Raw genomic sequence first — 24,878 nt, forward strand, 5'->3', positions numbered from 1 at the left:
GCGGTGGCGACGTCCGGTGGGTGAGGCCCGCCCTCCCCAGCGCGGGCCGTTACGTCAGGTCAGGGACTCAGCCAATCGGCTGCCCCGTCCTGCTACAGGTGCCGGCTCCTGCAGCGGCCTCGTGCCGCCGGCCAGATGCAGGCGCCGGTCCGACACGGCGTCCACGAGGTCTTCGTCGTGACTGACCAGCAGGATGGCCGTCCCGAAGGCTTCGGCAGTCTCGGCCAGCAGCTCGATCATCTCCTTCTGGGTGATGAGATCCAGCCGCGAGCTGGGTTCGTCGGCAAAGATCAGCACCGGATCGAGCAGCAGTACGCGCAGCAGGGAAAAACGCTGCAGCTCGCCACCCGAGATGTTGCCGGGCAGTCGATCCAGCAAGCCTTCGTCGAGGCGCAGGCGCTGCATCAGTCGGCCGATTCTGGAGGCGTCCAGCCGGTGCAGCTGAACCAGATCCGCCAGCAGCTGGCGAAGGGTCACCGAAGGCGCAAAGGCGGCGACCGGATCCTGGTGCAGCTTCTGGAAGGCGAAGCGGCTCAGACCAGGCTGACGCCGGATCTCGCCCGCGCTGGGAGTGGTAAGCCCCAGGATGAGGTCGCCCAGGGTCGACTTGCCACATCCGGATGGTCCGGTCACTCCGAGAATCTCGCCTGGCCTGACCGCGAAGGAGAGGTCTTCGAACAGCTGCCGACCACCGCGCTGGACTGCCAGCCCCTCGACCGCCACCACGGGATCGCCCGTGAGCGGTCGCGGCACCCGTCTGGGCCACTGCGCAGGATCGGCGGCCAGCAACTGGCGGGTATAGGCGTGCTGCGGCTGATCAAGGACCTGTTCAGCGCTACCGGACTCGACCACCCTCCCCTTGAGCATGATCATCACCTCGCCGCCCAGTCGGCGCGCCACTTCAAGATCGTGGGTGATGATGAGCAGACTGCCGCCATCGGCCAACATGGCCTTGAGCAGGTCGATGACCTCATCGATACGATCCCGATCCAGGCCCTTGGTGGGCTCGTCGGCGATCAGCACCGGCGAGCCACCGGCATGGGTGGCGGCGAAGGCCAGGCGTTGCGCCATGCCGCCGGACAACTGGAAGGGATACTTGCGCTCGGCGCCGGCCAGGCCCAGTCGCGCCAGATCCGCGGTAGCCTTGTGGCGGCCCTCCGCGGTCTTGAGCCCGACCACCTGGGTATAGGTCTCGGTCACCTGGGACAGCGCCTTCATGGTTGGGTCCAGGCTCAGCCAGGGTTCCTGGGGCAGCACCGCCAGCCCCCTGCCCCAATGCTGGCGGCGGCCGGACTGACGCCCCTCCTCGCTGAAGCCGTCCGGCAAGCCGACCTGCCCGTGCGCCTGCAGCCCCGCCGGCAAATTGCCGACGACGCCCTGGGCGAAGAGACTCTTGCCGGAGCCGGTTTCACCGATGATGGACAGCACCTGACCCGGTGCCAGGCTGATGGACAGCGGTGCCACCAACTGCGCCTCGGCCGTGCGGATCTCCAGCGCCGTGGTCGTGAGCGACGAGGTCATGGCTTGCGTCCTCCAGTGATGAGCATCAACGACAGCACGGTCAGAAAGATCGCGATGATCGGCAGGGCGATGACGTAAGGCGCCTCCGCGTAATAGGGCAGCAACTCGGTAATCATCAGCCCCAGCTCCGCCGTGGGTGGCCGCACGCCGATACTGACGAAGCCCAGAGCGGCAATGGCCATGATGGTCGAGGCGGCGCCAAAGGCGGCGATGGTCAGCAGCACCGGTGCCAGCTGTGGCCAGAGGTGACGGCGCACGATGTAGACGGGACCGAAGCCCAGCAGCTGGCTGGCGGACACCGCCGGCGAGGCCAGCACGCTGCGCGACAGGGCGCGGGTCATGCGGAAGTATTCCACCCACAGCACCAGGGCCACGGCGCTATAGAGCGCGACGAAAGACCCGGGAAATACCGCGACGATCAGCAGTACCAGCAGCAGACCCGGCAAGGCCAGGAACAGCTCGGCCAGCCCGCCCAGCAGCTTGTCGACCAGACCGCCCTTCCAGGCAGCGAGGATCCCTAACAGCACACCGGGGATGGCAGCGGTACAGACACTGATGAAGGCCAGTCCCAGGGAGAAGCGGATGGCCACCGACAACCGGGCCAGCATGTCGCGCCCCAGGTGGTCGGTACCGAAGGGATAGGCGCTGCTGGGTGCCGCGAGGATCGTCATATAGTCCTGGCGGGCGATGTCGCCTTGCCAGAGCAGCGGGGTCAGCACTGCGAAGGCGACCAGGGCTCCCAGCAGGCTCAGGCCCAGCCAGCGGGCGGAGGATTTTACCGGTGGCGCCGCCAGGGCGGCGGTAGCGTCCAGATTCATGCGTTTCTCCCGCGCGGATCGATCAGGTGGTTGGCTAGATCGACGAGGGTATTGAGGACGACGAACAGCAGGCCCATCGCCAGGGCGGTCCCCTGCACCATGGGCACGTCGCGCTGGACGATGGAATGGACCAGGCCGTGGCCGATGCCCGGCCAGGCGAACAGCGTCTCTACCACCACCACGCCCTCGATGAGATACACCAGCTGCACCCCGAGGTAGGTCACCACCGGCACCCCGATATTGCGCAGGCCATGGCGCAGGAACACGCTGGCGCCTCTCAGCCCCTTGAGTCGGCCAAAGCTGTAGTAGGCGGATGCCGCCACCTCCACGGTGGCGTCCCGGGCAACGCGGGAAGACACGGCCGCCAGGCCCAGAGCCAGGGTCAACGTGGGCAACACGCTGTGCCAGAAGGTACCGTGCCCAGCCGCCGGAAACAGCTTCCAGGAGATAGCGAACAGCAGCACGAAGATCACGCCCAGAACGAATTGCGGCAGCGCCCGGATGGCGGTGGTCAGCACCAGTAGGCCGCGATCCAGCAGACTGCCCGGACGCAGACCCGCCACCACGCCCAGCGGCGGACCGATCAGTAGCGACAGGCAGACGGCGCCGATGGCCAGTCGGATGGAGCTACCTAGCTCATGGGCGACGACGTCCATCACCGGCTTACCGGACACCAGCGAATGCCCGAGATCCAGGGTCAGCAGATCGCCGATCCAGGTAAAAAAGCGCCAGAGCAGCGGCTGATCGAGATTGAGTTCGGCCCGCACTGCCTCGGCGGCGGCGGTATCCACCAGGTCGTAGCCGTAACGTCCGGCCGCGATGCGGTAGGCGGCGTCACCCGGCAGCAGATTCATGAACAGGAAGGTAAGGCCTCCAACCACCAGGGCGACCAGGCCCGCCTGCAGCAGGCGAAAGGCGAGCAATCGGGTCATTGGGTCCACCGCATCTTGCTCAGGCCGAAGGTGCGCTCGAAGGGATCGATGGCGGCGCCTTCGACGGCATTGGAGACAGCCATGGTCTGGCGGTACCAGGCCACGGGAATCACCGGCAGGTCCTTTTGCACCTGGGCAATGGCGGCATAGCGCTGGCGCTGTTGCTCGGCTGGATCATCGCTGGCCAGCAGCGCGGCCAAGGCCTGGTCGAAGGCAGGATTCTTCCAACCCAACGGCCCCCATTCGGCGCCGCCGTGGCTGAAATCATTTAAGAGGGTGACCAGAGGATCGGGCACCAGGGCGAAGTTGCGGCCATAGAGCGCCAGCTGCAGTGAGCCGTCATTGTGGGCTGCCGGAATGGCGCTGGAGTTCTGCACCGCGACCTCGACATCCACGCCAACCTCCCGCAGCTGCGCCTGCAACGCGGTAGCGATCAACGGCAGCTCAGGACGATCGGAATAGGTCAGCAGCTTGAGCTTGAGAGGCTTGCCGTCCTTCTGCAGGATGCCATCGGCTCCAGGTGCCCACCCCTGCCCGGCCAGTAGCGTGCGCGAAGCGCCCGGATCGTAGGCGAGTGGCGCCAGCTCGGGGTCGTGCCAGGCAGGCACGTTCTTGGCGAACAGCTGGGTCGCCCCGGTACCCGGCGCTCGCAATACGGCGGCAGCGACTCCCTCGCGCTGGATGGCCAGACTGAGCGCCTGGCGGACCTCGACCGGCGCAGTGGCGCCAGCGCCGGAGTTGGGGGTCAGCAGCACCACCCGCGGGACCGGCTCGATCAGCACCTTGAGGCTGCTCGAGCGCTTGAGCCGGGCGATGCTCGGCGGATCGAGCTGGAATACCAGCTCCGCATCGCCACTCTCCGCCATCAGGGTACGCGTCTCGCCCCGGCCGGCGGCCAGGTAGGTCGTCCGGGCGATTTCCGGCTTGGCGCCCCAGTAACCCGTGAAGCGCTCCGCGGCCAGGCGCTGCGGCGGCTCCAGCAGCGTCAGTTGGTACGGTCCCGTGCCGATGATCTTCTGCACCTTGCCCTCGGCGTCATAGGCCGCTGGTGCCAGGATGTTGGTGGAGGAATGCGCCAACAGTGCCAGCAGCGGTTTGAAGGGCTTCGCCAGGCGGATCACTACCTCATTGCCTTCCGCGGTGACCGACTCCATGCCGGCCTGCTTGAGTACTCCGGGCTTGCCGCGTGCCGCATTGAGCGCAGCGGCCGCGGCTTCCGCCGTAAGGTCGCTGCCGTCATGGAATTTCACCCCCTGGCGAATGGCGAGCCGCCAGGTCAGGCCATCTGCCGATTCCGTCCAGCGCTCTGCCAATCCGGGAAGCGGCTTACCTTTGGCGTCGGCTTCCAGCAGCGTTTCGGTGATCTGCATGCGCTGGAAGACAAAGCCCGAGATGGACGGATCCAGCCCGCCAATCTCGAAGGGGCCGACCACGTCGAAGACGCGGTCCTGGGCATTGGAAAGCGTGGGCACGAAAGCGACCAGGGTCGCCAAGGCCGAAGCCGTCAGGGCTGTACGGAAGGTGCGGGATAAAAGCATGACAGTCCTTAGCAAAGCGATAACGCCGATACCCACTGCTGACGCCAGAGCATCGGCCAAGCCAATGAAGGCACACGTTATATCATAACGTTTTCACGGGAATCCAAAGACATCCCTTGATGGCAACATCTTGAAACAGCTAGCTAAAATCAAACGATGGAGATCTGGCTGTCGTCGTCTAATAGCAGCGGACCTGCGCTCTGGTAGCCCTGGACGATTCACTGCTGGAGGCCCGTGCAGGAAGAAAGGCCGGTATGTTCATGTGCTGAAGATGGCGTGTTACATCCAAGCGCCTTCCTGACAGGCGACTAGCGTGTCATTGGTGAGATAGCCGTCATCAAGGGCGCGGTCGTTGCTGGCATCGGCCTATCCCACGAACCGCCAAGGGGTGTACAGATTTGCAGCGCTAAGCCCACGCATCCCATGCTCCGCATGCGTCCCCCTCAAGCCTAAGCAGTCAGGGTCCGCTCGGAGACCGGGAAATCTTGATAGACTGTGGGCCTCTCGCGGCGCCGCCTGATCTGGGCATAGTCATTCACGCCCTTATCTCTTTCTCGCCGTGTCATCCTTTCTTCTGCTGCCGAGTGCTAGACGTTTTTCCCGAGTGCTTAGGTTTAGCACTGAGCCAGGAAGACACTCCCACAGGTGCAGCACATTGCTACAAACGAAGTCTCCCAATGCTTGCCGAAACCGCCTCAAACCCAGCAACCACGCGCCCTGAGCCGTCCCGCCGCTTTTCCGTGGCGCCCATGATGGACTGGACGGACCGTCACTGCCGTTATTTCCATCGCCTGCTGTCCCAGCACGCCCTGCTCTATACCGAAATGGTCACTACCGGTGCCTTGCTGCATGGCGATGCCCAGCGGTTTCTGCGCCATGACGAGACCGAGCATCCCCTGGCGCTGCAGCTGGGTGGCAGCGTGCCGGCTGAACTGGCCGCCGCGGCGCGGCTGGGTGAGCAGGCGGGTTATGACGAGATCAACCTGAACGTTGGCTGCCCTAGTGATCGCGTGCAGAACAACATGATCGGCGCCTGCCTGATGGCCTATCCCGAGCGAGTGGCCGACAGCGTCAAGGCGATGCGCGATGCCGTGGCCATTCCGGTGACGGTCAAACACCGCATCGGCATCTCCGGGCGTGACAGCTACGAGTCCCTGCGGGACTTCGTCGGCCAGGTCGCGGAGGCCGGTTGCTGCAGCTTTACCGTGCATGCGCGCATCGCCATCCTGGAGGGCCTGTCGCCCAAGCAGAATCGTGAGATTCCGCCGCTGCGCTACGACGTGGCCGCGCAGCTGGTGCAGGATTTTCCGGATCTCGAGTTCATTCTCAATGGCGGCATCAAGACCCTGGATACCTGCCGGGAGCAGCTGGAGGTCTTTAATGGGGTGATGCTGGGTCGCGAGGCCTATCAGAATCCCTATCTGCTGGCCGAGGTGGATGCGGCGCTCTACGGCTGCGATCGTCCGCAACTCACCCGTCATGAAGTGATGCTGCAACTGCGGCCCTATGTCGAGACGCACCTGCAACAGGGGGGTGTCATTCATCACGTCACTCGCCACGTCCTGGGTCTGGCGCAGGGGTTTCCCGGTGCGCGGCGCTTCCGCCAATTGCTGTCCACCGACCTGCATCGCAGCCCTGAACCGCTGCGCCTGTATGACGAGGCCACTGAACTTCTCAGAGGCCACTGAGTCACGTCTCCACGATGTCCATTCGCTAACCGAAGGAAAGACCTGCCATGAGCAAGCTGGAACAACTCAAGCAATACACCACGGTCGTCGCCGATACCGGCGATCTGGACGCCATCGCCCGTCTCAAGCCCTACGACGCCACGACCAACCCCTCGCTGCTGCTCAAGGCTGCCTCCCTGCCCCGCTATGAAGAACACTTGCAGGTTGCCTTCAGTGGCGCTAACGGCGACATCGGCCTGGCCTGCGATCGCTTCGCCGTGGCGGTAGGTGGCGAGATCCTCAAGCTGATCCCCGGGCGCATCTCCACCGAGGTGGACGCACGCCTGTCGTTCGACACCGGCGCCACCCTGGACCGTGCCCATCGTCTGATCGAGCTGTACGAGAAGGCCGGCATCGGCAAGGACCGCGTACTGATCAAGATCGCCTCCACCTGGGAAGGCATCCGCGCCGCCGAGCAACTGGAGAAGGAAGGTATCCAGACCAACCTGACCCTGCTGTTCTCCTTCGCCCAGGCCGCGGCCTGCGCCGACGCCGGCGTGTTCCTGATTTCGCCCTTCGTCGGTCGCATCTACGACTGGTACAAGAAGGCCGAAGGCCGTGACTACGAAGGCGCCGAAGATCCGGGCGTGAAGTCCGTGACCCGCATCTACCAATACTACAAGGCCAATGGCTACGACACCGTGGTGATGGGTGCCAGCTTCCGCAACCTGAACCAGATCGAACAGCTGGCCGGCTGCGACCGCCTGACCATCAGCCCCGAACTACTGCAGCAGCTGTCGGACGCCCAAGGCGATCTGCCCCGCGTGCTGACCACCGGCACCAGTGGTGGTGAGCCCAAGCAGCAGCTGAACGAACCTGCCTTCCGCTGGGCACACAACGAAGACGCCATGGCCACCGAAAAGCTGGCCGAAGGCATTCGCCAGTTCGCGCGGGATCAGGAAAAGCTGGAAGTGCTGCTACCCGGCAAGCGCTAAGAGCCGACGCGGTCAGTGCCTTTCGAGGGCACTGACCAGATCGCGAAAGGCGTTGCGATTGGATTCATTGAGGCCCATCAACACCCGGTGGGCTTCAAGCACACGACTGCGCACCTCGGCTTCTGACTGATCCTGCGGTGGCAGGTCGGTCAGGCAGTCCGGGCAAGGCACCACGGTTTCGACGATATTGAACACCTGATCGAAGCCCATGGAATCCAGCAGCCGCAGGATGTCCGGGTTGTTCGTGGTCAGCATGGGCAATAGCCCGATGCGCTGCCGCGACAGGATCGACAGCTTGGCCAGTAGGCCCAGGGTGGTGCTGTCGATGCTCTGCGTCTCCGTCAGATCGATGACGATGGACGAGAAATTCAACGACGAGAAGATGTGCTCGATGGTCGCGTCCAACGCCGAGCAGAGGGTCAGACGCACCTCGCCGGTAAACTTCAGGACGAAGGTACCGTCCTGCTCGGCAAATTGGATTTTTCCGGTGCTCATGCCAGGTTCCTGCTCAACACCAGCAAAGCGATATCGTCAGGCATCTCGGTAACGGATGCCAGATCCAGGGCTTCGCTAAGGCCTGCCAGTGTACCGCCAGCACGGCGGACGTAGTCGGGCAAGATGTGTTCTTTCTCTTTCAAATTGTCTCCCGGCAGCAGATCGAAGATGCCATCCGAAAAGAGGGTCAGGCTGAAACGCTCGGGCAAGGCCATCTGGTGGTCGTTGTAGGTGGCCTCCTGGAACAGGCCGACCGGCAGCCCCTTGCCCAGCAGGAAGAGGGTTTCTTCCGGCGTGTGCAGGACAGGCAAAGGCAGATGGCCACCGATGCTGTACGCCAGGGTACCCGTGGTTTCGTCGATGACGCCACCCAGCATGGTCACGTGCTTGCCCAATTTGCAATCCAGTAGACCCCTGTTGATGTGACCGAGCACATCCGACGGCTTGAATTCGGGCAGCGTGCCGTTGCGCTTGGACTCATAGAGCAGGCGCGTGGTCATGAACTTGAGCAACACGGTCACGAAGGCCGACGAGGCGCCATGACCGGAAACGTCGGCCAGGTAGAAGGCGACCCGGTGTTCGTCGATGCGAAAGTAGTCGACGAAATCGCCGGACAGATAGAGCGAGGGGATGATTTCGTGGGCGAAGTTCAGCCCCTCGGTCTCCCAGGGCGTCACTGGCAGCATGTTCATCTGCACGTGCCGCCCGGCGTTCTGGTCTTCCTGCAACAGACTCAGGCTGGCCTGCAGCTCGCGATTGGTGTTTTCCAGCTTGACCCGATAGCGATCGTTTTCCAGTCGCAGGCGCGCACGATCCAGGGCGCGATTGACCGAGTGCTCGAGCACCATCAGGTCTTCGAGCGGCTTGATCAGGTAATCGGCCGCGCCCAGCCGCAGGGCTTCCACGACGTCGCTCATGACGCCGGCGCCGGACAGCACCAGCACGGGCGTATCGATGGACAGCTCACTGATGCGGCGCAGCAGCGTCAGCCCGTCGACCTGCGGCATGCGCAGGTCGCAGATGATGAGGTCAGGCTGTTCGCGCTCGAACATCTCTAGGCCCTGCTGACCATTGCTGGCCTGCAGGACATTGAAGCCACTGTCTTCGAGATAGTCGGCGAGACTGAGGCGAACCACCTCGTCATCGTCAATGATCAAGAGCGTGGCAGGCGAATTAGACATAGAGGATCCAGGCATGCACCCGAACGGCAAACCGGCGGACACGATCCGACACGGGCCACGGTGATTACGACACGGCGGAGACACTACTCCCATCCACCGGGGCGTTCAAGCTTGCCAACCGGATGGAATTTCTTTACAGGGTGCCGTTCATGAGTTTATACCTCCAGCACACCGCCATCCATCCTCCCAAGCAGTAGGATTGCCATGAGTACCATTGACCGCTCTTACAGTGAAAAGCGCGATTTCATTCGCATGCACATCGACTCCAAGGCCGTACTGAAGGTGGGCGATGCCTCCTTCGAGGCGCGCTGCGTCGATTTGTCCAGCACCGGTTTCCAGATCGAGGCCGCCACCAGCCTGCAAGTCGGTGACAAGGTGACTGTCCTGATCCCCTCCAGCCATGCCGAACTCCCCGGACTGGAAGCGGATGCCGAGGTCCTGCGCGTCCAGGCTAGCGATTCGGGCAAGCAGCTGCTGGGCCTGTCCGTGCTCGATATGCGCTAGGCGCAACGACTATAAAAAAAGGCAGCCCATGGGCTGCCTTTTTTTATAGGGCCGAGACTAGAAGTCGTCGACCACGTGACCATCCTCGACCTTGAATTCACGGGTCTGCAGATAGGCGTTGCGTATGAACACGTACTTGTCGCCGGTGATCAGGCGCTCGGCCTGCAGTAGACCGGCACGGGTATCGACGGTACTGAGGGCGAAGGCGCTGTTACGCACGGCCACATCATCGACATAGGGATAGGCACTTGTGTAGCTATCCGGTACCCGGGCCAGGCCGTCACGTACGCTGCTGGGGCCGAAGAACGGCAGGACCAGATAAGGACCGCTACCAGCGCCCCACTTGCCCAGGGTCTGGCCGAAGTCTTCGTCGTTGCGCTGCAAGCCGGCCTTGGTCGCCACGTCTACCAGGCCAAGACCACCCAGGGTGGTATTCATCAGCAGGCGCGCCGTATCGACCCCGGCGTGCTCGACCTTGCCCTGCAGCATGTCGTTGGCCAGGTTGCGCACGTCACCCAGGTTGTTGAAGAAGTTGCTCACGCCGGTCTGCACGAAGCCGGGAGTAAAGCGCTGATAGCCCTGGGCGACCGGCTTGAGGGCATAGGTGTCCAGGGTATCATTGAACACGAAGATCTTACGGTTGAAACCTTCCCAGGGATCGGGATTCTCGGTTTCAGCCGCCATCGCCTGACCGGCAAACGTCAAGGCCGTTACAAGGAGCGCTCCCCAGACCCTGGAACCACGTCGCTCGATCATCATCGCTTCTCTCCTCGTTACACTCAGACGCCTGAAAGGCGCCGATTATAGTCATAGCTTTGCCACTTTGGCTTAGGGCCAGACGCTGTCACTCGATCTTTGACCCAACGTTGCGGTCAAAGAGTCCGAACACAGGAGAAACGCCCCATGACCACCTCTCATCTGCAGGAACAGCTCGACCACCTCCGCCACCAGCTGGACCAGGATCCGCCCGCCTCGCCCGAGGATCGGGAAGAACTGGAGCTGCTGATCAGGGACATCGAATTCCAGCTGGCCAACGAAGACGCCACCCATACCCGGGATGGCAGCCTGGTAGAAGGCGTCAATCTGGCCGTGGAGCGTTTCGAGGTCAGTCACCCCACCATGGCCGGCACGCTCCGTTCGATCATGAACAGCCTGAGCAGCATGGGCATCTGATCACTGCCGTACGTAGCGCTCGGCAGCGGGCTGGACGGCGTCACTGCTTCGGTAGGGATTGATGTCCAGCCCGCCGCGCCGCACATAGCGGGCGAACACCGTCAGCTTCGCTGGCTTAAGTAGCGGCCACAGGTCCAAGTAGATGCGCTCGACGCACTGTTCGTGAAAGTCCGCATGCTGGCGGAAGGCGACCAGGTAGCGCAGCAAGCTGGCCGGGTCCAGCGCCAGCCCCTCTGCGTACTCCACCACCACGGTGCCCCAGTCAGGCTGTCCGGTGACCGGGCAATTCGATTTGAGCAGATGGCTGTAAAACCTTTGACTATCGCGCGCTTCACCCACGCTCAGCAGTTCCGCCTGCGGGTGGGCGTAGCGATCCACGCTGACATCCAGATCATCGACGCACTGGCCGCCCGGGCGCTGCACACCCCGGGTCGTCCAGGCATCCAGCGATACCAGGCTGACACCCACAGCACCGCCAGCTGCTGCGCTCAGGTCCCTGACCAGTACGGCTTCCAGTTCGGCCATGCTGGCGAACACCGACTGGTTCAGGGAGTTGAGGTACAGCTTGAACGACTTGGATTCGATAATGTTCGGCGAATCGGCCGGGATGGCGAATTCGGCGATGGCCACCACCGGCTTGCCGGAAGGTAGCAGCCAGGACAGCTCGTAACAGGTCCAGACATCCACACCGCGAAACGGCAGGCGCTGCCCGTCCAGGCCCAGCTCCGCCCACTTGGGCGCGCGCGGGATCGGATAGAGCAGCGTCGGCGCGTACTGGCTGACGTACTCGGTGCTTTTGCCCAGGGGCGATTGTTCTACGCTATGCATGACGCTCAGACACTCAATGACGCATGCCGCGCCCGCTCACGAGCAGGCGGATGCTGACCAGATAAAGCACGACTACGGCGAACAGCATGAAGGCGATCGCCACCCCGATGCGGATGTCGGACACTCCGAGGATGCCGTAGCGGAAGGCGTTGACCATGTGCAGGATCGGATTGACCAGCGACACCTTCTGCCAGAAGGCCGGCAGCAGGTCGATGGAATAGAAGACCCCGCCCAGGTAGGTCAGGGGCGTCAGCACGAAGGTCGGTACGATGGAGATGTCGTCGAAGTTGCGTGCGTAGACGGCGTTGATGAAGCCGCCCAAGGCAAAGATCGCCGCAGTAAGGACGATCACCAGCAACATGATGCCCAGGTGGTGCACCTGCATGTTGGTAAAGAACAACGACAGCAGGCTGACGATGGCCGCCACGGCGAGGCCGCGCAGGATGCCACCCATGGCATAACCGATGAGGATCACGTGGGGCGACACCGGCGAGACCAACAGCTCTTCCACGGAGCGCTGGAACTTGCTGCTGAAGAAGCTGGAGACCACGTTGCTGTAGGCATTGGTAATCACCGACATCATGATCAGACCCGGCACGATGTACTGCATGTAGGTGAAGCCACCCATGCCACCGATGCGGTTGCCGATCAGGTTCCCGAAGATCACGAAGTACAGGACCATGGTGATCGCCGGGGGCAGCAGCGTCTGCGCCCAGATGCGGGTGAAACGGCGCACTTCGCGATGGACGATGGTCCGCAGCGCCACCATGTTGGCTTGGAATTCGGTACTCATCGGGCGACCTTGGCTAGATTCTTTTCCACCAGGGAGACGAACAGCTCCTCCAGGCGATTGGCTTTGTTTCTCAGGCTCTGGACCTGAATGCCGGCAGCGTCCAGCTGACGGAACAGGGCATTGACCCCGCTGGCCTTGTCGATCTGCACCTCGAAGGAGTGATCGCCCAACAGCTTGGCCGGATAGCCTTCCAGCTGCGGCGCCACCGTCAGCGGCTGGACCACGTCGACGATGAAGGTCTCGACGTTGAGCTTCTGCAGGAGCTTGCGCATGCTGGTGTGCTCGACCAGCTCGCCATGGTCGATGATGGCGATGTTGCGACAGAGGTGCTCGGCTTCTTCGAGGTAGTGAGTGGTGAGGATGATGCTGGTCCCCTGCCTGTTCAGCTCGGTGAGGAAACTCCACATGGAGCGGCGCAGCTCGATGTCGACCCCGGCGGTGGGTTCGTCGAGGATCAACAGACGTGGTTTGTGGATCAGGGCGCGAGCGATCATCAGGCGACGCTTCATACCGCCGGAGAGCATGCGCGAGGGCGTATCGCGCTTGTCCCACAGCCCAAGCTGGGTGAGGTACTCCTCGGCGCGTTCACCGGCGATACGCGCGGGAATGCCGTAGTAGCCGGCCTGGGTGACGACGATGTCGAAGGCCTTCTCGAACTGATTGAAGTTGAATTCCTGGGGCACCACGCCCAGGCAGCGCTTGAGGCCTGCGGGATCCTTGTCCAGGTCGTTGCCGAACACGGACACCTCACCACCCGACTTGTTGACCAGGGTCGAGAGGATGCCGATGGTGGTCGACTTGCCCGCCCCGTTCGGACCGAGCAGCGCGAAGAAATCACCTTCGACCACATCCAGGTCGATTCCCTTGAGGGCGGTGAAGCCGTTGTTGTAGGTCTTGGTCAGACCACGAATGGAGAGAGCTAGACTCATGTGCCTCCCGGCAAGAACTGATTCGTAAAGAAAGTGCTACTTCCTATAACCCCGGCGGAGGGCAAAGGTTCGATCCTAGTCGAACCAGACAACGTCGGACAGTGCCCCTATACTGCGCAGCCGCTTTTTCAGGAGACACCCATGGCCACTTCCTATCTCGCCCACCACGTCGCCCTCCTCGCCCAGCTGCGTGCGGTCTTGGCCGACGTCGGCGCAGCCGAGCAGGTGCCCTCGGAGAACCATGCGCTGTTCCTCGACCGCTTCGATGAGCTGGTCGCCGGACTGCCCCAGGCGCCCGAAGAGTACGCCTATCTTGGCCAGGATCTGCTCAGCCAGATCTTCAGCCGCTATCCACAAATCGCCCACCGGGTACCGCGCGACCTGCTGTGGTTCTTTGGCGGCGATTGCCTGCACTTCATGCCGGATGAAGAGCTGGCGCTCTACCAGCGGCTGGACGAGCGTCGCCACGAGGCGGAATCCAGCGGTGAAGCCTTCGACTGGGAGCAGGAACAGCGCCTGCTGACCCTGCCGGAAGACGCAGCACGTCACTGAAATGTCGAAGGGCTATCGATCGGCTCGATAGCCCTTCACGACTGCAAGGCCGCCAGGCTACCTAGTAGTAGGCGTTTTCGCGGTTGGTATGGTCGGTCACGTCCCGTACGGCGGTGAGCTCGGGGATACGCTCCAGCAAGGTGCGTTCGACGCCGTCCTTGAGGGTCAGGTCGACCTGGCCACACCCCTGGCAGCCACCGCCAAAGCGAAGCACCGCGACATTGTCATCGACGATGTCGACCAGGCTGACCATACCGCCGTGGCTGGCGAGCCCCGGATTGATCTCGGTCTGCAGGTAGTAGTCGACACGCTCGTTGAGCGGGCTGTCCTCGTTGACCATGGGCACCTTGGCGTTGGGCGCCTTGATGGTCAGCTGGCCGCCCATGCGATCGGAGGCGTAGTCCACCAGGGCGTCTTCGAGGAAGGGCTGGCTGATGGCGTCGATATAGGCGGTAAAGCTCTTCAGCCCGATGGGCTGGTCATCGGGTTTCTCTTCACCGGGCTTGCAGTAGGCGATACAGGTCTCGGCGTACTGGGTGCCAGGCTGGGTAATGAAGATGCGGATACCGATCCCAGGGGTGTTCTGCTTTTCCAACAGATCAGCCAGGTAATCCTGAGCCGCGTCGGTAATGGTGATGGCGCTCATGGTAACTCCTCAACAGGTACCACAAGTTTACGCCACCCCACCCCTCGACGAAAGCCCTAGTGAAACAGTCGGATAATCGTCTCAGTCCAGCCGCTGAACGAAGCTGCTCACCCGATTGCGCCCGCCATGCTTGGACTCATAGAGCGCCTTGTCCGCCTGCTGGATCATCTGTTCGTGATTACCCAACGGCACGGACAGGTCCGTGATGCCGATGCTGATGGTGAAGGCGACGGGCGTGCCCAGCACGTCGAGACGCATGGCCTCCACAGCCTCGCGCAGGCGTTCGGCGAGCAGCCGGGCGCCCTCCACCGCCGTATCGAGCAGCACCACGCCGAATTCCTCGCCACCGTAGCGCCCGGCGATGTCGGCGTTGCGCACGTGGGTCTTGATCACCCCGGCCAGGGCCTTGATCGCCTGGTCACCGACGGCATGGCCATAGGTGTCGTTGATACGCTTGAAGTGATCGATGTCGAGCATCATCAGCGCCAGGCGGCCGCCATAGCGCTGGTGACGGGCGAACTCCTCCGTAAGGCGTTCTTCCCAGTAGCCCCGATTGGCCAGGCCGGTGAGGCGGTCGGTGCGCGACAGCTCCTGCAGCTTGTCGTTGGAGAACTCCAGTTGCCGCTTGTTGATGGCGACATCGGTGACGTCGTAGATCACCACGCAGATATGGGCGATGGCGCCGGTGGAGTCACGCAATGGCAGCAGCGTCACGTTTTGGTACATGAAGGCCTCCACGCCGGTGATCGGCTGGTAGCTCTTGAAGTGCACCAGGTAAGGCCGCTGCTCCCAGATGGAGAAAGCCCGGGTGCCGAGCAGGACCACGCTTTCAGCCTTGGCGCGAAACCAGGCCTCGTCGATTTCGGCGAAGACCGCGAACAGCGATTGCTGGCTGACCTCGCTGAGAATTCGACCGGAATGGTTTTCCATGAAGCTGTTCCAGACCTCGATGCGGTAGTCGAGGTCCAGCACCACGACGCCGACATCGATGTTCTGCACGATGTCCAGCAGCCAATGGAGTTCGTTGATATCGATCTGTGCGGCCATGTTCAATTCATCAGGTAGCCGATCTTGCGCGTGATGCGCTTCACCGAGTCCTCGGTGAACAGCAGCAGCAGATCGAAGTGGACGTTATGGCCTTCCAGGCTGTAGCTGAGCTCGACAGCCAGGGTCTTCTTCCAGCGCGTCTTGTTGATGACGATGAGTTCGTCGATGGACGCGTGATGACCGAGGATGGTGGGGTGCCCTTGGGAGAAGCGGATGTCGAACTGTTCGGCGATGCCGGCCAGGCAGGCACCGATGATGATGCTCGACAGATCCAGCAGCATCTCGATGTCGCCGGACTCGCCCGCCTCGCGCCAGCGCACCAGGCGCGCCATGTCATCGAACTCGGAGTCGTGGAAGATCAGCAGCGCCTCGCCGGCGATACCCTCGCCGATGTAGCCCTGGCACACCGCACTGAGCCTATCCTCGCGCTGCGCATCCACCAGCGTCATATGCAGCTCGCTGACTTCCAGGATGTTGACGTTCGGAATGGGCAGCTGCACGAAGACATCCAGCGCCTTGGCCAGCAGGGCACCCGCGCGCCCCATGGAGACGTTCACGACCTCGCGGAAGGCATCGCGGAAACTGACCTGCAGTTCGGGACGCTCGACCGGCTCCGCTGGAACCGCGGGATTGGGGGTGTAGAGACCATGCCGCTGGAGCACCGCGGCCAATTCACCGGGATCCGCGGGCTTGCGAATGAAGTCTAGGGCACCCAGTTCGCGAACCCGCGCCAGCGCCTGTTCCTGGACGTCGCCGGAGACCACGATCACCTTGACGGCCAGGCCTTCGTTGCGGATGGCAGCCAACGTACCATAGCCATCCAGGATCGGCATGGTCAGGTCCAGCAGCATGACCTGGCCCAGCCCCTGACGCAGCGCCGCCAGGGCTTCTTCGCCATTGGTGGCCTGGGTGATGGCTACTCCCCAGCCTTCCGGCAAGGAGCGAACCAGCTGCTTGCGCGCCATGTTCGAGTCATCGCATATCACCAGAGGAATCACGGCCACCTTCCATGACGCAGTTTTGACGCACAGTAAACGTCGGTCATCAGACAGTAAAGCAGCGCTTCAGCGGTTTGCACGGCGCCCACGCCGGATCGCGACGGCGCTGACAATGAAAGAGCCGCTGACCCTGTATGAGCATTGCTCATCCTAGAGACCTTCCAATGCCGGGAGCACCCTTGGCTTTTGCTATGCTGCCGGCCTTTGTCCTTTGCCTCTTCATCTGTGTGGAATGCCCATGACCGATCGCACCGCTCGCCTCGCCGCCCTTCGCCAAGCCCTCGCGCAGCGCATTCTCATCCTCGACGGCGGCATGGGTACCATGATCCAGAGCTATCGGCTGGAGGAAGCGGACTACCGGGGCGAACGCTTCGCCGACTGGCCGAGTGACGTCAAGGGCAACAATGACCTGCTGCTGCTGACCCAGCCGAAGATCATCGCCGAGATCGAAAAGGCCTACCTGGATGCCGGTGCGGACATCCTGGAAACCAACACCTTCAATGCCACTCGGGTCTCCCAGGCCGATTACGGTATGGAAGAGATCACCTATGAGCTGAACCTGGCCGGTGCCCGGGTCGCCCGTGAGGTAGCCGATGCCAAGACCCTGGAGACACCGGAGCGTCCGCGCTTCGTCGCCGGCGTGCTCGGCCCCACCAGCCGTACCTGCTCCATTTCCCCGGACGTCAACAACCCCGGCTATCGCAACGTCACCTTCGACGAACTGGTGGAGAACTACACCGAGGCCACCCGCGGCCTGATCGAAGGCGGCGCCGATCTCATCCTGATCGAGACCATCTTCGATACCCTGAATGCCAAGGCGGCGATCTTCGCCGTCCAGGGGGTGTTCGAGGAGGTCGGCATCGAGCTGCCGATCATGATCTCCGGCACCATCACCGACGCCTCCGGCCGCACCCTGTCCGGCCAGACCACCGAAGCCTTCTGGAACTCGGTGCGCCACGCCCAGCCGATTTCGGTCGGCCTCAATTGCGCCCTGGGCGCCAAGGAACTGCGGCCCTACGTCGAGGAACTGGCAACCAAGGCCGATACGTTCGTCTCGGCCCACCCCAACGCCGGCCTGCCCAACGCCTTCGGTGAATACGACGAAAGCCCCGAGCAGATGGCCGCAGTGGTCGAGGAATTCGCCGCCAGCGGCCTGCTCAATATCGTCGGCGGCTGCTGCGGCACCACCCCGGCGCATATCCAGGCTATCGCCGAGGCGGTCGGCAGGCATGCGCCGCGCCAGTTGCCGGACATTCCCAAGGCCTGCCGCCTCTCGGGCCTGGAACCTTTCACCATCAGCCGCGAGTCGCTGTTCGTCAACGTCGGCGAGCGCACCAACATCACCGGCTCGGCCAAGTTCGCCCGGCTGATCCGCGAAGAAAACTATGCCGAGGCCCTGGAAGTGGCCCAGCAACAGGTGGAGGCCGGCGCCCAGGTCATCGACATCAACATGGACGAGGGCATGCTGGATTCGAAGGCGGCCATGGTCACCTTCCTCAACCTGATCGCTTCCGAGCCGGACATCTCCCGCGTGCCGATCATGATCGACTCCTCCAAGTGGGAGGTGATCGAGGCGGGCCTCAAGTGCATCCAGGGCAAGGGCATCGTCAATTCCATCTCCATGAAGGAAGGCGTCGAGGCCTTCATCCACCACGCCAAGCTATGCAAGCGCTATGGCGCTGCGGTGGTGGTCATGGCCTTCGACGAAGACGGCCAGGCCGACACCGAGGCGCGCAAGAACGAGATCTGCGCCCGCTCCTACGACATCCTGGTCAACCAGGTAGGCTTCCCGCCGGAAGACATCATCTTCGACCCCAACATCTTCGCGGTGGCGACCGGGATCGAAGAGCACAACAACTACGCCGTCGACTTCATCAACGCCTGCGCCTATATCCGCGACAACCTGCCCTACGCCCTCACCTCCGGCGGCGTGTCCAACGTCTCCTTCTCCTTCCGCGGCAACAACCCGGTGCGCGAGGCCATCCACTCGGTCTTCCTCTACCACGCCATCCAGAACGGCCTGACCATGGGCATCGTCAACGCCGGCCAGTTGGAGATCTACGATGAGATCCCAGCCGCCCTGCGCGAGCGGGTCGAGGACGTGGTGCTCAACCGTACCCCGGCAGGCACCGACGCCCTGCTGGCCATCGCCGACGACTACCGGGGCGGCGGCGCGGTCAAGGAAGCCGAGACCGAAGAATGGCGCGGCCTGCCGGTGGGCAAGCGACTGGAGCATGCGCTGGTCAAGGGCATCACCACCTATATCGTCGAGGACACCGAGGAGTGCCGCCAGCAATGCGCGCGCCCTATCGAGGTCATCGAAGGCCCGCTGATGAGCGGCATGAACGTGGTCGGCGACCTGTTCGGTTCGGGCAAGATGTTCCTGCCCCAGGTGGTCAAGTCCGCCCGGGTGATGAAACAGGCGGTAGCCCACCTGATCCCCTTCATCGAGGCGGAGAAAGGCGACAAGCCCGAGGCAAAGGGCAAGATCCTCATGGCCACGGTCAAGGGCGACGTCCACGACATCGGCAAGAACATCGTCGGCGTGGTGCTGGGTTGCAACGGCTACGACATCGTCGATCTGGGTGTCATGGTCCCGGCGGAAAAGATCCTGCAGACAGCCATCGCCGAGAAGTGCGACATCATTGGTCTCTCCGGCCTGATCACCCCTTCGCTGGACGAGATGGTCCATGTCGCCAAGGAAATGCAGCGCCAGGGCTTCACGCTGCCCTTGATGATCGGCGGCGCCACCACCTCCAAGGCCCATACCGCGGTCAAGATCGAGCCGCAGTACAAGAACGATGCCGTGGTCTATGTCACCGACGCCTCTCGCGCGGTGGGCGTGGCTACCCAGCTGCTGTCGAAGGAACTCAAGGCAGGCTTCGTCGAGCGCACTCGCGCCGACTACGTCGAGGTCCGCGAGCGCACCGCCAACCGCAGCGCCCGCACCGAACGCCTCTCCTACGAAAAGGCCGTGGCCAACAAGCCGGCCTTCAACTGGCTCGGCTATAAGGCGCCCAAACCGACCTTTACCGGTGCCCGGGTGCTGGAAGACATCGACCTGGCGGTATTGGCCGAATACATCGACTGGACCCCCTTCTTCATCTCCTGGGACCTGGCCGGCAAGTACCCACGCATCCTCACCGATGAAGTGGTCGGCGAAGCGGCCACTGCGCTGTTCCACGACGCCCAGGCCATGCTCAGCAAGCTGATCGACGAGAAGCTGATCAAGGCGCGCGCCGTGTTCGGCTTCTGGCCGGCCAACCAGGTGCGCGACGACGATCTGGAAGTCTATGGTGAAGACGGCCAACCCCTGGCCACCCTGCACCACTTGCGCCAGCAGACCATCAAGCCCCAGGGCAAGCCCAACCTTTCTCTGGCCGACTTCGTCGCGCCCAAGGAGAGCGGCGTCACCGACTACATGGGTGGCTTCATCGTCACCGCGGGCATCGGCGCCGAAGAGCTGGCCAAGGATTACGAGCGCAAGGGCGACGACTACAACTCGATCATGGTGAAAGCGCTGGCCGACCGCCTCGCCGAGGCCTGCGCCGAGTGGCTGCACGAGCAGGTGCGCAAGGAACACTGGGGCTATGCCGCGGACGAGACCCTGGACAACGAGGCCTTGATCCGCGAGCAGTACAAGGGCATCCGCCCTGCCCCTGGCTACCCGGCCTGCCCCGATCACACCGAGAAGGCCACCCTCTTCAAGCTGCTGGATCCCGAGGCGAGCTTCAACGAGGCCGGCCGTAGCGGCGTCTTCCTCACCGAGCACTACGCCATGTTCCCGGCAGCAGCGGTCAGCGGCTGGTACTTCGCCCATCCCGAAGCCCAGTACTTCGCCGTGGGCAAGATCGACAAGGATCAGGTCGGCAGCTACACCGAGCGCAAGGGCCAGGAGCTGGCGGTAACGGAGCGGTGGTTGGCGCCGAACCTGGGCTACGACAACTAGTCTGGCAGACGCCTCAGGTAACAAAAACGCGGCCCTTTTCGCTGGCGTCCCTACTAGGGTGTAGGGACTTCCACCGACGAGGACAGCGTGCCCATGAAAGGTCTCACCCTAGCTGCCGGCAGTCTCCTGCTCGGTCTCGCCACCCTGAACGCCAATGCCGCGCCCCAGGCTCTCTCCCAGGATCAGTGGCCCTTCACGGCCACGCCCAGGGCCACCCTGGACGCGCCCTGGGCCATCGCCTTCCTGCCGGATGGCACTGCCCTGGTCACCGAGAAAGGCGGTGTGCTCAAGCACCTGAATGTGCAGACCGGCAAGGCCCAGGACATCAGCGGCGTGCCCAAGGTGGTCGCCGCCGGCCAGGGCGGACTGGGCGATGTCATCCTGCATCCGCAATACGCCAGCAACGGGCTGATCTACCTGAGTTATGCCGAAGCCGGTGAAGACGGTACCCAGGGTGCCGCCGTAGCCCGTGCCAAGCTGACCTTGAAAGAAGACGGCAGCGGGTCGCTCGGCGATCTCGAGGTGATCTGGCGGCAGACGCCCAAGGTCAGTGGCAACGGTCACTACGGCCATCGCATGAGATTCGGCCCGGACGGCAAGCTGTGGATCACTTCGGGTGAACGGCAGAAATTCACGCCGGCCCAGGACATGACCGGCAACCTGGGCAAGCTCATCCGCCTCAATGACGATGGCAGTGTCCCCGCGGACAACCCCTTCGCCAAGCAAGGCGGCGTGGCGGCCCAGGTCTGGTCGCTGGGTCATCGCAATCCGCTGGGTATCGCCTTCGATGCCCAGGGTCGGCTGTGGGAACAGGAGATGGGCCCCCAGGGTGGCGACGAACTCAACCTGATCCAGCGCGGCGGCAACTACGGCTACCCTGAGGTCTCCAACGGCGACCACTATGGCGGCAAGCCGATTCCGGATCATTCCACCCGCCCGGAATTCATCCCGCCAAAGGTGACCTGGACACCGGTGATCTCCCCTGCCGGATTGATGATCTATGGCGGCCAACGCTTCCCGGCCTGGCAGGGCAATGCCTTCATCGGCGGGCTGTCGTCCAAGGCGCTGGTGCGGGTCGAGCTCAAGGGCGAAGAGGCACGCGAAGTGGAGCGCTATGCCATGGGCAGGCGCATTCGTGACGTCGAGGAAGGCCCCAACGGCAGTCTCTGGGTACTGGAAGACGGCGCCAATGCACGGCTGCTGGAGCTGCAGCCGAAGTGACGGTCAGGGTCACCCCAGGTTAGGGTGACCGCTGCCTCAGCGCAGCTCGGAGGGCGAGCGGCGGACGATCTTGATCGAGTGCTTGATGTCGGGCTTGCGGGTCACGCTGATCGGCCGCTTGGTGACGGTATCCAGGGTGATGTTCCAGAAACCGGTGCTGGGTACGGTGATGCGCGCCGGAAAGGTATCGAAGGCGCCACCATGATAGGTGTGGCGGCCGCCGTTCTTGAAGCTGCGGAAATTCGCATCGTTCATCAGGCGGATGTTGCACACCCCCGAACTCTGGATGACGACCAGGTCGCCCTCGTTGAGATGCTCGCGCTGGTGGATGAACTTCATGACGGGTCCTCGTCTTGCAAAGGACTAGGATAGCATCCCTGCCCTGTCCTATTATCCCCGCCCGCCCTCGAACTGCCCTTTTCCCATGCGTATTCCCGATGTCGTCCAGTTGCTCGCCGATGCCGGCGCCAAGCCCAAGCACAGCGCCAGAATCCTGCGCGCCTGGTGCCAGGGCCTGCCCCTGGACACCGGCACTCGCCGCCAGCAGGCGGAAAACTTCCTGCCGCTGGAGGTGCGCCGTGCCATCCCGGCGCTGACCGAGCGCCTGGAAGGACTGGCGCGGGTCACGTCGGAACATCCCGGCGCTGACGGTTCGGCACGGATGCTGGTGACCCTGGGCGACGGTCAGGCGGTGGAAAGTGTGCTGTTGCCCCGTGACGGGCTCTGTGTGTCGTCCCAGGTTGGCTGCGCAGTGGGCTGCGTCTTCTGCATGACCGGCAAGAGCGGCCTGCTGCGCCAGGTGGGCAGTGCCGAGATCGTCGCCCAGGTCGCCCTGGCGCGACGGATCAGGGCGGTCAAGAAGGTCGTCTTCATGGGCATGGGCGAGCCTGCGCACAACCTGGACAACGTGCTGGAAGCCATCGACCTGCTGGGCACCGCCGGCGGTATCGGCCATCGCAACCTGGTGTTTTCCACTGTCGGCGATCCACGGGTATTCGAGCGACTGCCCCAGCAGGCGGTCAGGCCGGCACTGGCGCTGTCGCTGCACAGTACCAATGCCGAGCGCCGGGCCCACCTGCTGCCCAAGGCGCCGCGCTACGAACCGGGCGAGCTGATCGAACAGGGTGAAGCCTATGCCCGACTGATCGGCTATCCGATCCAGTACCAATGGACGCTCCTCGCCGGCATCAACGACAGTCAGGAAGAGATGGACGAACTGCTGCGCCTGATGAAGGGCAAATACGGCGTGCTCAATCTGATCCCCTACAACAGCCTGGAAGTGGATGACTACCAGCGCCCCGATGGCGAGCGCATCGTGCAGATCGTGCGCTACCTGCACAGCCGTGGCCTCCTCACCAAGGTGCGCAATTCCGCCGGCCAGGATGTCGATGGCGGTTGCGGCCAGTTGCGGGCCCGGGCCGAGGTGCTGCGGCCAAGACGCGTCAGCGCCTGACCGATCGTCCTGCGACTGGCCCCGCCCATCAGGTGTGGCGGAACGCCAGGCCGGGCGGCCCCTCAGAGTGCACTCGCACCATTCAGAGGGAAGTTTTTCCATGCAGGATCGCATCAAACGCCACGACCCCTTCATCGCCGGTCTGAAGGAACGCCTGCCCGAAGAGCTGCGCGAATCCTTTACCGAGGAGCAGCTGGAAGCCCTCAAGCTGGCCTTCGGCACCCGCAGCTGGGGCAAGCACAGCGTCGATCTGCGCGGCACCGTCAAGTTCTGGCACCGGCGTTACTACTTCGTCTTCCTCGCCGGTCGCAACTACCGTCAGCTCTCGCGCCTGGAGCAGGAATTGTCCCTGCTCGGCAAGGCCACGGTGCTGGCGGCGATCCTGCTGGCCTGCGGTCTCGTGGGTCTGGTGCTGCTCTATCTGCTGAAGTCCGCGCTGGGCATCGACATCTTTCCCGACTACTCCTTCGGAGTTTGGACCTGGTTCAAGGGTCTATTCGAGTAGCACGGATTCGCTTGACCCTGGCAGGGAGGCTTGCCCATCGGGAGACTTCCTATGCCCCATCTGAATCGCCGTCAGACCCTCGGCCTGCTGGCTGCCAGCGCCGCCCTGCCCCTGCTGGGCGGCTATCCGCTCCACGCATTCGCGGCGAGCGATGAATACCTCGCCCTGGTCGAGAAGGAAGCCCCCGGCCTTGGCTTCTATCGTCTGGCCGATGGCAAGCGCATCGGCAGCCTTGAGCTACCCGAGCAGCCCCATGAGATCGTCGCCGATCGCCAAGGCCGCTATGCCTATGTCGGCCAATATGGCGTCAAGAGCTGGCAGGCACCCGGCGAAGGGGGGCATCAGGTCAGCGTGATCGATCTGGCCGAGCGCCGACTGGTACGGTCCATCGACCTGTCGCCCTATCACCGCCTGCACGGCATGCGCCTGGACGACCAGGGTCGCCTCTATGTGCTCAGCGAGACCGATTCGCTGCTCATTCGCTTCGACCAGCCCGCCACCGCCGAATCACCCAGTCAGATCGTCCCGGTGGGCGGTACCCGCAGCCACTACTTCGTGCTGACCCGCGATGGGCGTCGCGCGTATGTCGCCGATACCCTCAGCGGCCTGGTGATCCTGGTGGATGCGCATAATCCGGCCGTGCTACCGGTGAAGAAATATCTCGGCCAGGCGCCGGAAGGCTGCTGCCTGAGTCCCGACGAGCGCATCTTCTATGTGCTGGATCGGTTCGCCGGCATCCTCCATGCGCTGGACGCCCGCGACTTGACCCCGATCCACCAGATCAAGCTGCGTGGCGAAGCCGTGCGCGTGGCTGCGCTGCCAGATGGTCGCCTGCTGGTCTCCAATCTGGCGGACAAGAGTCTTTCGCTGCTCCGGCCCGATACCCTCGCCGAAGTCGCCTATCTGCCCATGGGTAGCGCCGTGCCGGGGCTCAATCTCGACGCCCGGGGTGAACGTCTGTTCGCCGCGCTGGAAGACAACCAGCTGGCAGTGGTCGACCTGCGCAACTGGCGCGAGATTCGCCGCTTCGCCACCGGCAAGGCGCCGGATACCGCGGTGGTCTTCCAGGCCTGAATCCTGCCAGCACCGTGATCCGCTGCAAGCAACCGAGCGGATTCCGGCGGCACGAGAAT

The 24,878-nt window shown here is 63.3% G+C and carries 24 protein-coding genes; 10 read left to right on the forward strand and 14 right to left on the reverse strand.

The annotated features are described in order from the left end of the window. Window positions 1-54: 54 nt before the first annotated feature. Genes ACWPW1_RS11665 through ACWPW1_RS11680 form a run of 4 tightly spaced genes read right to left on the reverse strand, consistent with a single transcriptional unit; the run spans window position 55 to window position 4,809 of the window. Window positions 55-1,521, reverse strand: a complete 1,467-nt coding sequence (locus ACWPW1_RS11665; RefSeq protein ID WP_454252982.1) for an ABC transporter ATP-binding protein — start codon at window positions 1,519-1,521, stop codon at window positions 55-57. Beyond that, a complete protein-coding gene (locus tag ACWPW1_RS11670; RefSeq protein WP_454252983.1) occupies window positions 1,518-2,339 on the reverse strand; it encodes an ABC transporter permease in 822 nt (273 codons plus the stop codon). Before ACWPW1_RS11670 ends, ACWPW1_RS11665 begins: the two co-directional genes overlap by 4 nt. After that, the gene (locus ACWPW1_RS11675) at window positions 2,336-3,271 is read right to left on the reverse strand and encodes an ABC transporter permease (RefSeq protein ID WP_454252984.1); all 936 of its coding nucleotides are present in this window, start codon (window positions 3,269-3,271) and stop codon (window positions 2,336-2,338) included. Before ACWPW1_RS11675 ends, ACWPW1_RS11670 begins: the two co-directional genes overlap by 4 nt. Further along, complete coding sequence (locus ACWPW1_RS11680) at window positions 3,268-4,809, reverse strand: ABC transporter substrate-binding protein (protein WP_454252985.1); 1,542 nt, start codon at window positions 4,807-4,809, stop codon at window positions 3,268-3,270. The genes ACWPW1_RS11675 and ACWPW1_RS11680 overlap by 4 nt, the downstream gene beginning before the upstream one ends. Before the next feature lie 677 nt (window positions 4,810-5,486). On the opposite strand from ACWPW1_RS11680, the gene dusA reads away from it, so the two are divergent. Together dusA and tal are read left to right on the forward strand one after the other, a co-directional pair. Continuing rightward, window positions 5,487-6,497, forward strand: coding sequence for a tRNA dihydrouridine(20/20a) synthase DusA (dusA, locus tag ACWPW1_RS11685; protein WP_454252986.1), 1,011 nt, complete (start codon window positions 5,487-5,489; stop codon window positions 6,495-6,497). Between the two features lie 47 nt (window positions 6,498-6,544). Continuing rightward, a complete protein-coding gene (gene tal / locus ACWPW1_RS11690) occupies window positions 6,545-7,471 on the forward strand; it encodes a transaldolase (protein WP_454252987.1) in 927 nt (308 codons plus the stop codon). A gap of 12 nt (window positions 7,472-7,483) precedes the next feature. On the opposite strand, the gene rssC is transcribed toward tal, so the two are convergent. Further along, window positions 7,484-7,966 carry an anti-sigma factor antagonist RssC gene (gene rssC, locus ACWPW1_RS11695; RefSeq protein ID WP_059314913.1) on the reverse strand — a complete coding sequence of 161 codons (483 nt, stop codon included), beginning with the start codon at window positions 7,964-7,966 and terminating at the stop codon, window positions 7,484-7,486. Next, window positions 7,963-9,147, reverse strand: coding sequence for a two-component system response regulator RssB (gene rssB, locus ACWPW1_RS11700; RefSeq protein WP_454252988.1), 1,185 nt, complete (start codon window positions 9,145-9,147; stop codon window positions 7,963-7,965). The genes rssC and rssB overlap by 4 nt, the downstream gene beginning before the upstream one ends. A gap of 204 nt (window positions 9,148-9,351) precedes the next feature. Between rssB and ACWPW1_RS11705 the strand changes: the two genes are divergently transcribed. Next, window positions 9,352-9,651, forward strand: a complete 300-nt coding sequence (locus ACWPW1_RS11705; protein ID WP_313648365.1) for a PilZ domain-containing protein — start codon at window positions 9,352-9,354, stop codon at window positions 9,649-9,651. A 57-nt stretch (window positions 9,652-9,708) separates the two neighbouring features. On the opposite strand, the gene ACWPW1_RS11710 is transcribed toward ACWPW1_RS11705, so the two are convergent. Continuing rightward, a complete protein-coding gene (locus tag ACWPW1_RS11710) occupies window positions 9,709-10,335 on the reverse strand; it encodes an MlaA family lipoprotein (protein ID WP_454252989.1) in 627 nt (208 codons plus the stop codon). 219 nt (window positions 10,336-10,554) lie between these two features. Between ACWPW1_RS11710 and ACWPW1_RS11715 the strand changes: the two genes are divergently transcribed. Further along, entirely contained in the window at window positions 10,555-10,824 is a 270-nt protein-coding gene (locus tag ACWPW1_RS11715) for a DUF4404 family protein (RefSeq protein ID WP_007158392.1), read from the forward strand. Here ACWPW1_RS11715 and queF read toward each other — a convergent pair whose 3' ends face one another. Genes queF through ACWPW1_RS11730 form a run of 3 tightly spaced genes read right to left on the reverse strand, consistent with a single transcriptional unit; the run spans window position 10,825 to window position 13,374 of the window. Further along, complete coding sequence (gene queF / locus ACWPW1_RS11720) at window positions 10,825-11,652, reverse strand: NADPH-dependent 7-cyano-7-deazaguanine reductase QueF (protein WP_454252990.1); 828 nt, start codon at window positions 11,650-11,652, stop codon at window positions 10,825-10,827. Between the two features lie 13 nt (window positions 11,653-11,665). Then, a complete protein-coding gene (locus ACWPW1_RS11725) occupies window positions 11,666-12,445 on the reverse strand; it encodes an ABC transporter permease (RefSeq protein ID WP_017640581.1) in 780 nt (259 codons plus the stop codon). Continuing rightward, a complete protein-coding gene (locus ACWPW1_RS11730; protein WP_059314918.1) occupies window positions 12,442-13,374 on the reverse strand; it encodes an ABC transporter ATP-binding protein in 933 nt (310 codons plus the stop codon). The genes ACWPW1_RS11725 and ACWPW1_RS11730 overlap by 4 nt, the downstream gene beginning before the upstream one ends. A 141-nt stretch (window positions 13,375-13,515) precedes the next feature. On the opposite strand from ACWPW1_RS11730, the gene ACWPW1_RS11735 reads away from it, so the two are divergent. Beyond that, window positions 13,516-13,926, forward strand: a complete 411-nt coding sequence (locus ACWPW1_RS11735; protein ID WP_454252991.1) for a PA2817 family protein — start codon at window positions 13,516-13,518, stop codon at window positions 13,924-13,926. A gap of 61 nt (window positions 13,927-13,987) precedes the next feature. On the opposite strand, the gene nfuA is transcribed toward ACWPW1_RS11735, so the two are convergent. The 3 genes from nfuA to ACWPW1_RS11750 all read right to left on the reverse strand — a co-directional run bounded on the left by nfuA (window position 13,988) and on the right by ACWPW1_RS11750 (window position 16,623). Then, on the reverse strand, window positions 13,988-14,572 hold the full coding sequence (gene nfuA, locus ACWPW1_RS11740; protein ID WP_059314920.1) for a Fe-S biogenesis protein NfuA: 585 nt from the start codon (window positions 14,570-14,572) through the stop codon (window positions 13,988-13,990). 81 nt (window positions 14,573-14,653) lie between these two features. Continuing rightward, window positions 14,654-15,619, reverse strand: coding sequence for a sensor domain-containing diguanylate cyclase (locus tag ACWPW1_RS11745; RefSeq protein ID WP_059314921.1), 966 nt, complete (start codon window positions 15,617-15,619; stop codon window positions 14,654-14,656). 2 nt (window positions 15,620-15,621) lie between these two features. Further along, entirely contained in the window at window positions 15,622-16,623 is a 1,002-nt protein-coding gene (locus ACWPW1_RS11750) for a response regulator (RefSeq protein ID WP_156428952.1), read from the reverse strand. 226 nt (window positions 16,624-16,849) lie between these two features. Between ACWPW1_RS11750 and metH the strand changes: the two genes are divergently transcribed. Together metH and ACWPW1_RS11760 are read left to right on the forward strand one after the other, a co-directional pair. After that, the gene (gene metH, locus ACWPW1_RS11755; protein ID WP_454252992.1) at window positions 16,850-20,566 is read left to right on the forward strand and encodes a methionine synthase; all 3,717 of its coding nucleotides are present in this window, start codon (window positions 16,850-16,852) and stop codon (window positions 20,564-20,566) included. A 93-nt stretch (window positions 20,567-20,659) separates the two neighbouring features. Next, a complete protein-coding gene (locus ACWPW1_RS11760) occupies window positions 20,660-21,787 on the forward strand; it encodes a PQQ-dependent sugar dehydrogenase (protein ID WP_454252993.1) in 1,128 nt (375 codons plus the stop codon). 36 nt (window positions 21,788-21,823) lie between these two features. Here the strand turns inward: ACWPW1_RS11760 and ACWPW1_RS11765 are convergent, their stop codons facing one another. After that, window positions 21,824-22,126: a DUF1883 domain-containing protein gene (locus ACWPW1_RS11765; RefSeq protein ID WP_007158402.1), complete on the reverse strand. Its 303-nt coding sequence runs from the start codon at window positions 22,124-22,126 to the stop codon at window positions 21,824-21,826. A gap of 85 nt (window positions 22,127-22,211) precedes the next feature. Between ACWPW1_RS11765 and ACWPW1_RS11770 the strand changes: the two genes are divergently transcribed. The 3 genes from ACWPW1_RS11770 to ACWPW1_RS11780 all read left to right on the forward strand — a co-directional run bounded on the left by ACWPW1_RS11770 (window position 22,212) and on the right by ACWPW1_RS11780 (window position 24,819). Further along, on the forward strand, window positions 22,212-23,240 hold the full coding sequence (locus ACWPW1_RS11770; RefSeq protein ID WP_454252994.1) for an RNA methyltransferase: 1,029 nt from the start codon (window positions 22,212-22,214) through the stop codon (window positions 23,238-23,240). A 100-nt stretch (window positions 23,241-23,340) separates the two neighbouring features. Then, on the forward strand, window positions 23,341-23,745 hold the full coding sequence (locus ACWPW1_RS11775) for a hypothetical protein (protein WP_059314926.1): 405 nt from the start codon (window positions 23,341-23,343) through the stop codon (window positions 23,743-23,745). 51 nt (window positions 23,746-23,796) lie between these two features. Continuing rightward, complete coding sequence (locus ACWPW1_RS11780) at window positions 23,797-24,819, forward strand: YncE family protein (protein ID WP_454252995.1); 1,023 nt, start codon at window positions 23,797-23,799, stop codon at window positions 24,817-24,819. Window positions 24,820-24,878 lie beyond the last annotated feature (59 nt).

It is taken from the genome of Pseudomonas sp. Marseille-Q7302, assembly GCF_965111925.1.

Excerpts from the sequence above, each read along its gene's own strand:
- ACWPW1_RS11665 (WP_454252982.1), bottom strand. The coding sequence starts at position 1,521 with ATGACCTCGTCGCTCACGACCACGGCGCTGGAGATCCGCACGGCCGAG.
- ACWPW1_RS11670 (WP_454252983.1), bottom strand. The coding sequence starts at position 2,339 with ATGAATCTGGACGCTACCGCCGCCCTGGCGGCGCCACCGGTAAAATCC.
- ACWPW1_RS11675 (WP_454252984.1), bottom strand. The coding sequence starts at position 3,271 with ATGACCCGATTGCTCGCCTTTCGCCTGCTGCAGGCGGGCCTGGTCGCC.
- ACWPW1_RS11680 (WP_454252985.1), bottom strand. The coding sequence starts at position 4,809 with ATGCTTTTATCCCGCACCTTCCGTACAGCCCTGACGGCTTCGGCCTTG.
- dusA (WP_454252986.1), top strand. The coding sequence starts at position 5,487 with ATGCTTGCCGAAACCGCCTCAAACCCAGCAACCACGCGCCCTGAGCCG.
- tal (WP_454252987.1), top strand. The coding sequence starts at position 6,545 with ATGAGCAAGCTGGAACAACTCAAGCAATACACCACGGTCGTCGCCGAT.
- rssC (WP_059314913.1), bottom strand. The coding sequence starts at position 7,966 with ATGAGCACCGGAAAAATCCAATTTGCCGAGCAGGACGGTACCTTCGTC.
- rssB (WP_454252988.1), bottom strand. The coding sequence starts at position 9,147 with ATGTCTAATTCGCCTGCCACGCTCTTGATCATTGACGATGACGAGGTG.
- ACWPW1_RS11705 (WP_313648365.1), top strand. The coding sequence starts at position 9,352 with ATGAGTACCATTGACCGCTCTTACAGTGAAAAGCGCGATTTCATTCGC.
- ACWPW1_RS11710 (WP_454252989.1), bottom strand. The coding sequence starts at position 10,335 with ATGGCGGCTGAAACCGAGAATCCCGATCCCTGGGAAGGTTTCAACCGT.
- ACWPW1_RS11715 (WP_007158392.1), top strand. The coding sequence starts at position 10,555 with ATGACCACCTCTCATCTGCAGGAACAGCTCGACCACCTCCGCCACCAG.
- queF (WP_454252990.1), bottom strand. The coding sequence starts at position 11,652 with ATGCATAGCGTAGAACAATCGCCCCTGGGCAAAAGCACCGAGTACGTC.
- ACWPW1_RS11725 (WP_017640581.1), bottom strand. The coding sequence starts at position 12,445 with ATGAGTACCGAATTCCAAGCCAACATGGTGGCGCTGCGGACCATCGTC.
- ACWPW1_RS11730 (WP_059314918.1), bottom strand. The coding sequence starts at position 13,374 with ATGAGTCTAGCTCTCTCCATTCGTGGTCTGACCAAGACCTACAACAAC.
- ACWPW1_RS11735 (WP_454252991.1), top strand. The coding sequence starts at position 13,516 with ATGGCCACTTCCTATCTCGCCCACCACGTCGCCCTCCTCGCCCAGCTG.
- nfuA (WP_059314920.1), bottom strand. The coding sequence starts at position 14,572 with ATGAGCGCCATCACCATTACCGACGCGGCTCAGGATTACCTGGCTGAT.
- ACWPW1_RS11745 (WP_059314921.1), bottom strand. The coding sequence starts at position 15,619 with ATGGCCGCACAGATCGATATCAACGAACTCCATTGGCTGCTGGACATC.
- metH (WP_454252992.1), top strand. The coding sequence starts at position 16,850 with ATGCCCATGACCGATCGCACCGCTCGCCTCGCCGCCCTTCGCCAAGCC.
- ACWPW1_RS11760 (WP_454252993.1), top strand. The coding sequence starts at position 20,660 with ATGAAAGGTCTCACCCTAGCTGCCGGCAGTCTCCTGCTCGGTCTCGCC.
- ACWPW1_RS11765 (WP_007158402.1), bottom strand. The coding sequence starts at position 22,126 with ATGAAGTTCATCCACCAGCGCGAGCATCTCAACGAGGGCGACCTGGTC.
- ACWPW1_RS11770 (WP_454252994.1), top strand. The coding sequence starts at position 22,212 with ATGCGTATTCCCGATGTCGTCCAGTTGCTCGCCGATGCCGGCGCCAAG.
- ACWPW1_RS11775 (WP_059314926.1), top strand. The coding sequence starts at position 23,341 with ATGCAGGATCGCATCAAACGCCACGACCCCTTCATCGCCGGTCTGAAG.
- ACWPW1_RS11780 (WP_454252995.1), top strand. The coding sequence starts at position 23,797 with ATGCCCCATCTGAATCGCCGTCAGACCCTCGGCCTGCTGGCTGCCAGC.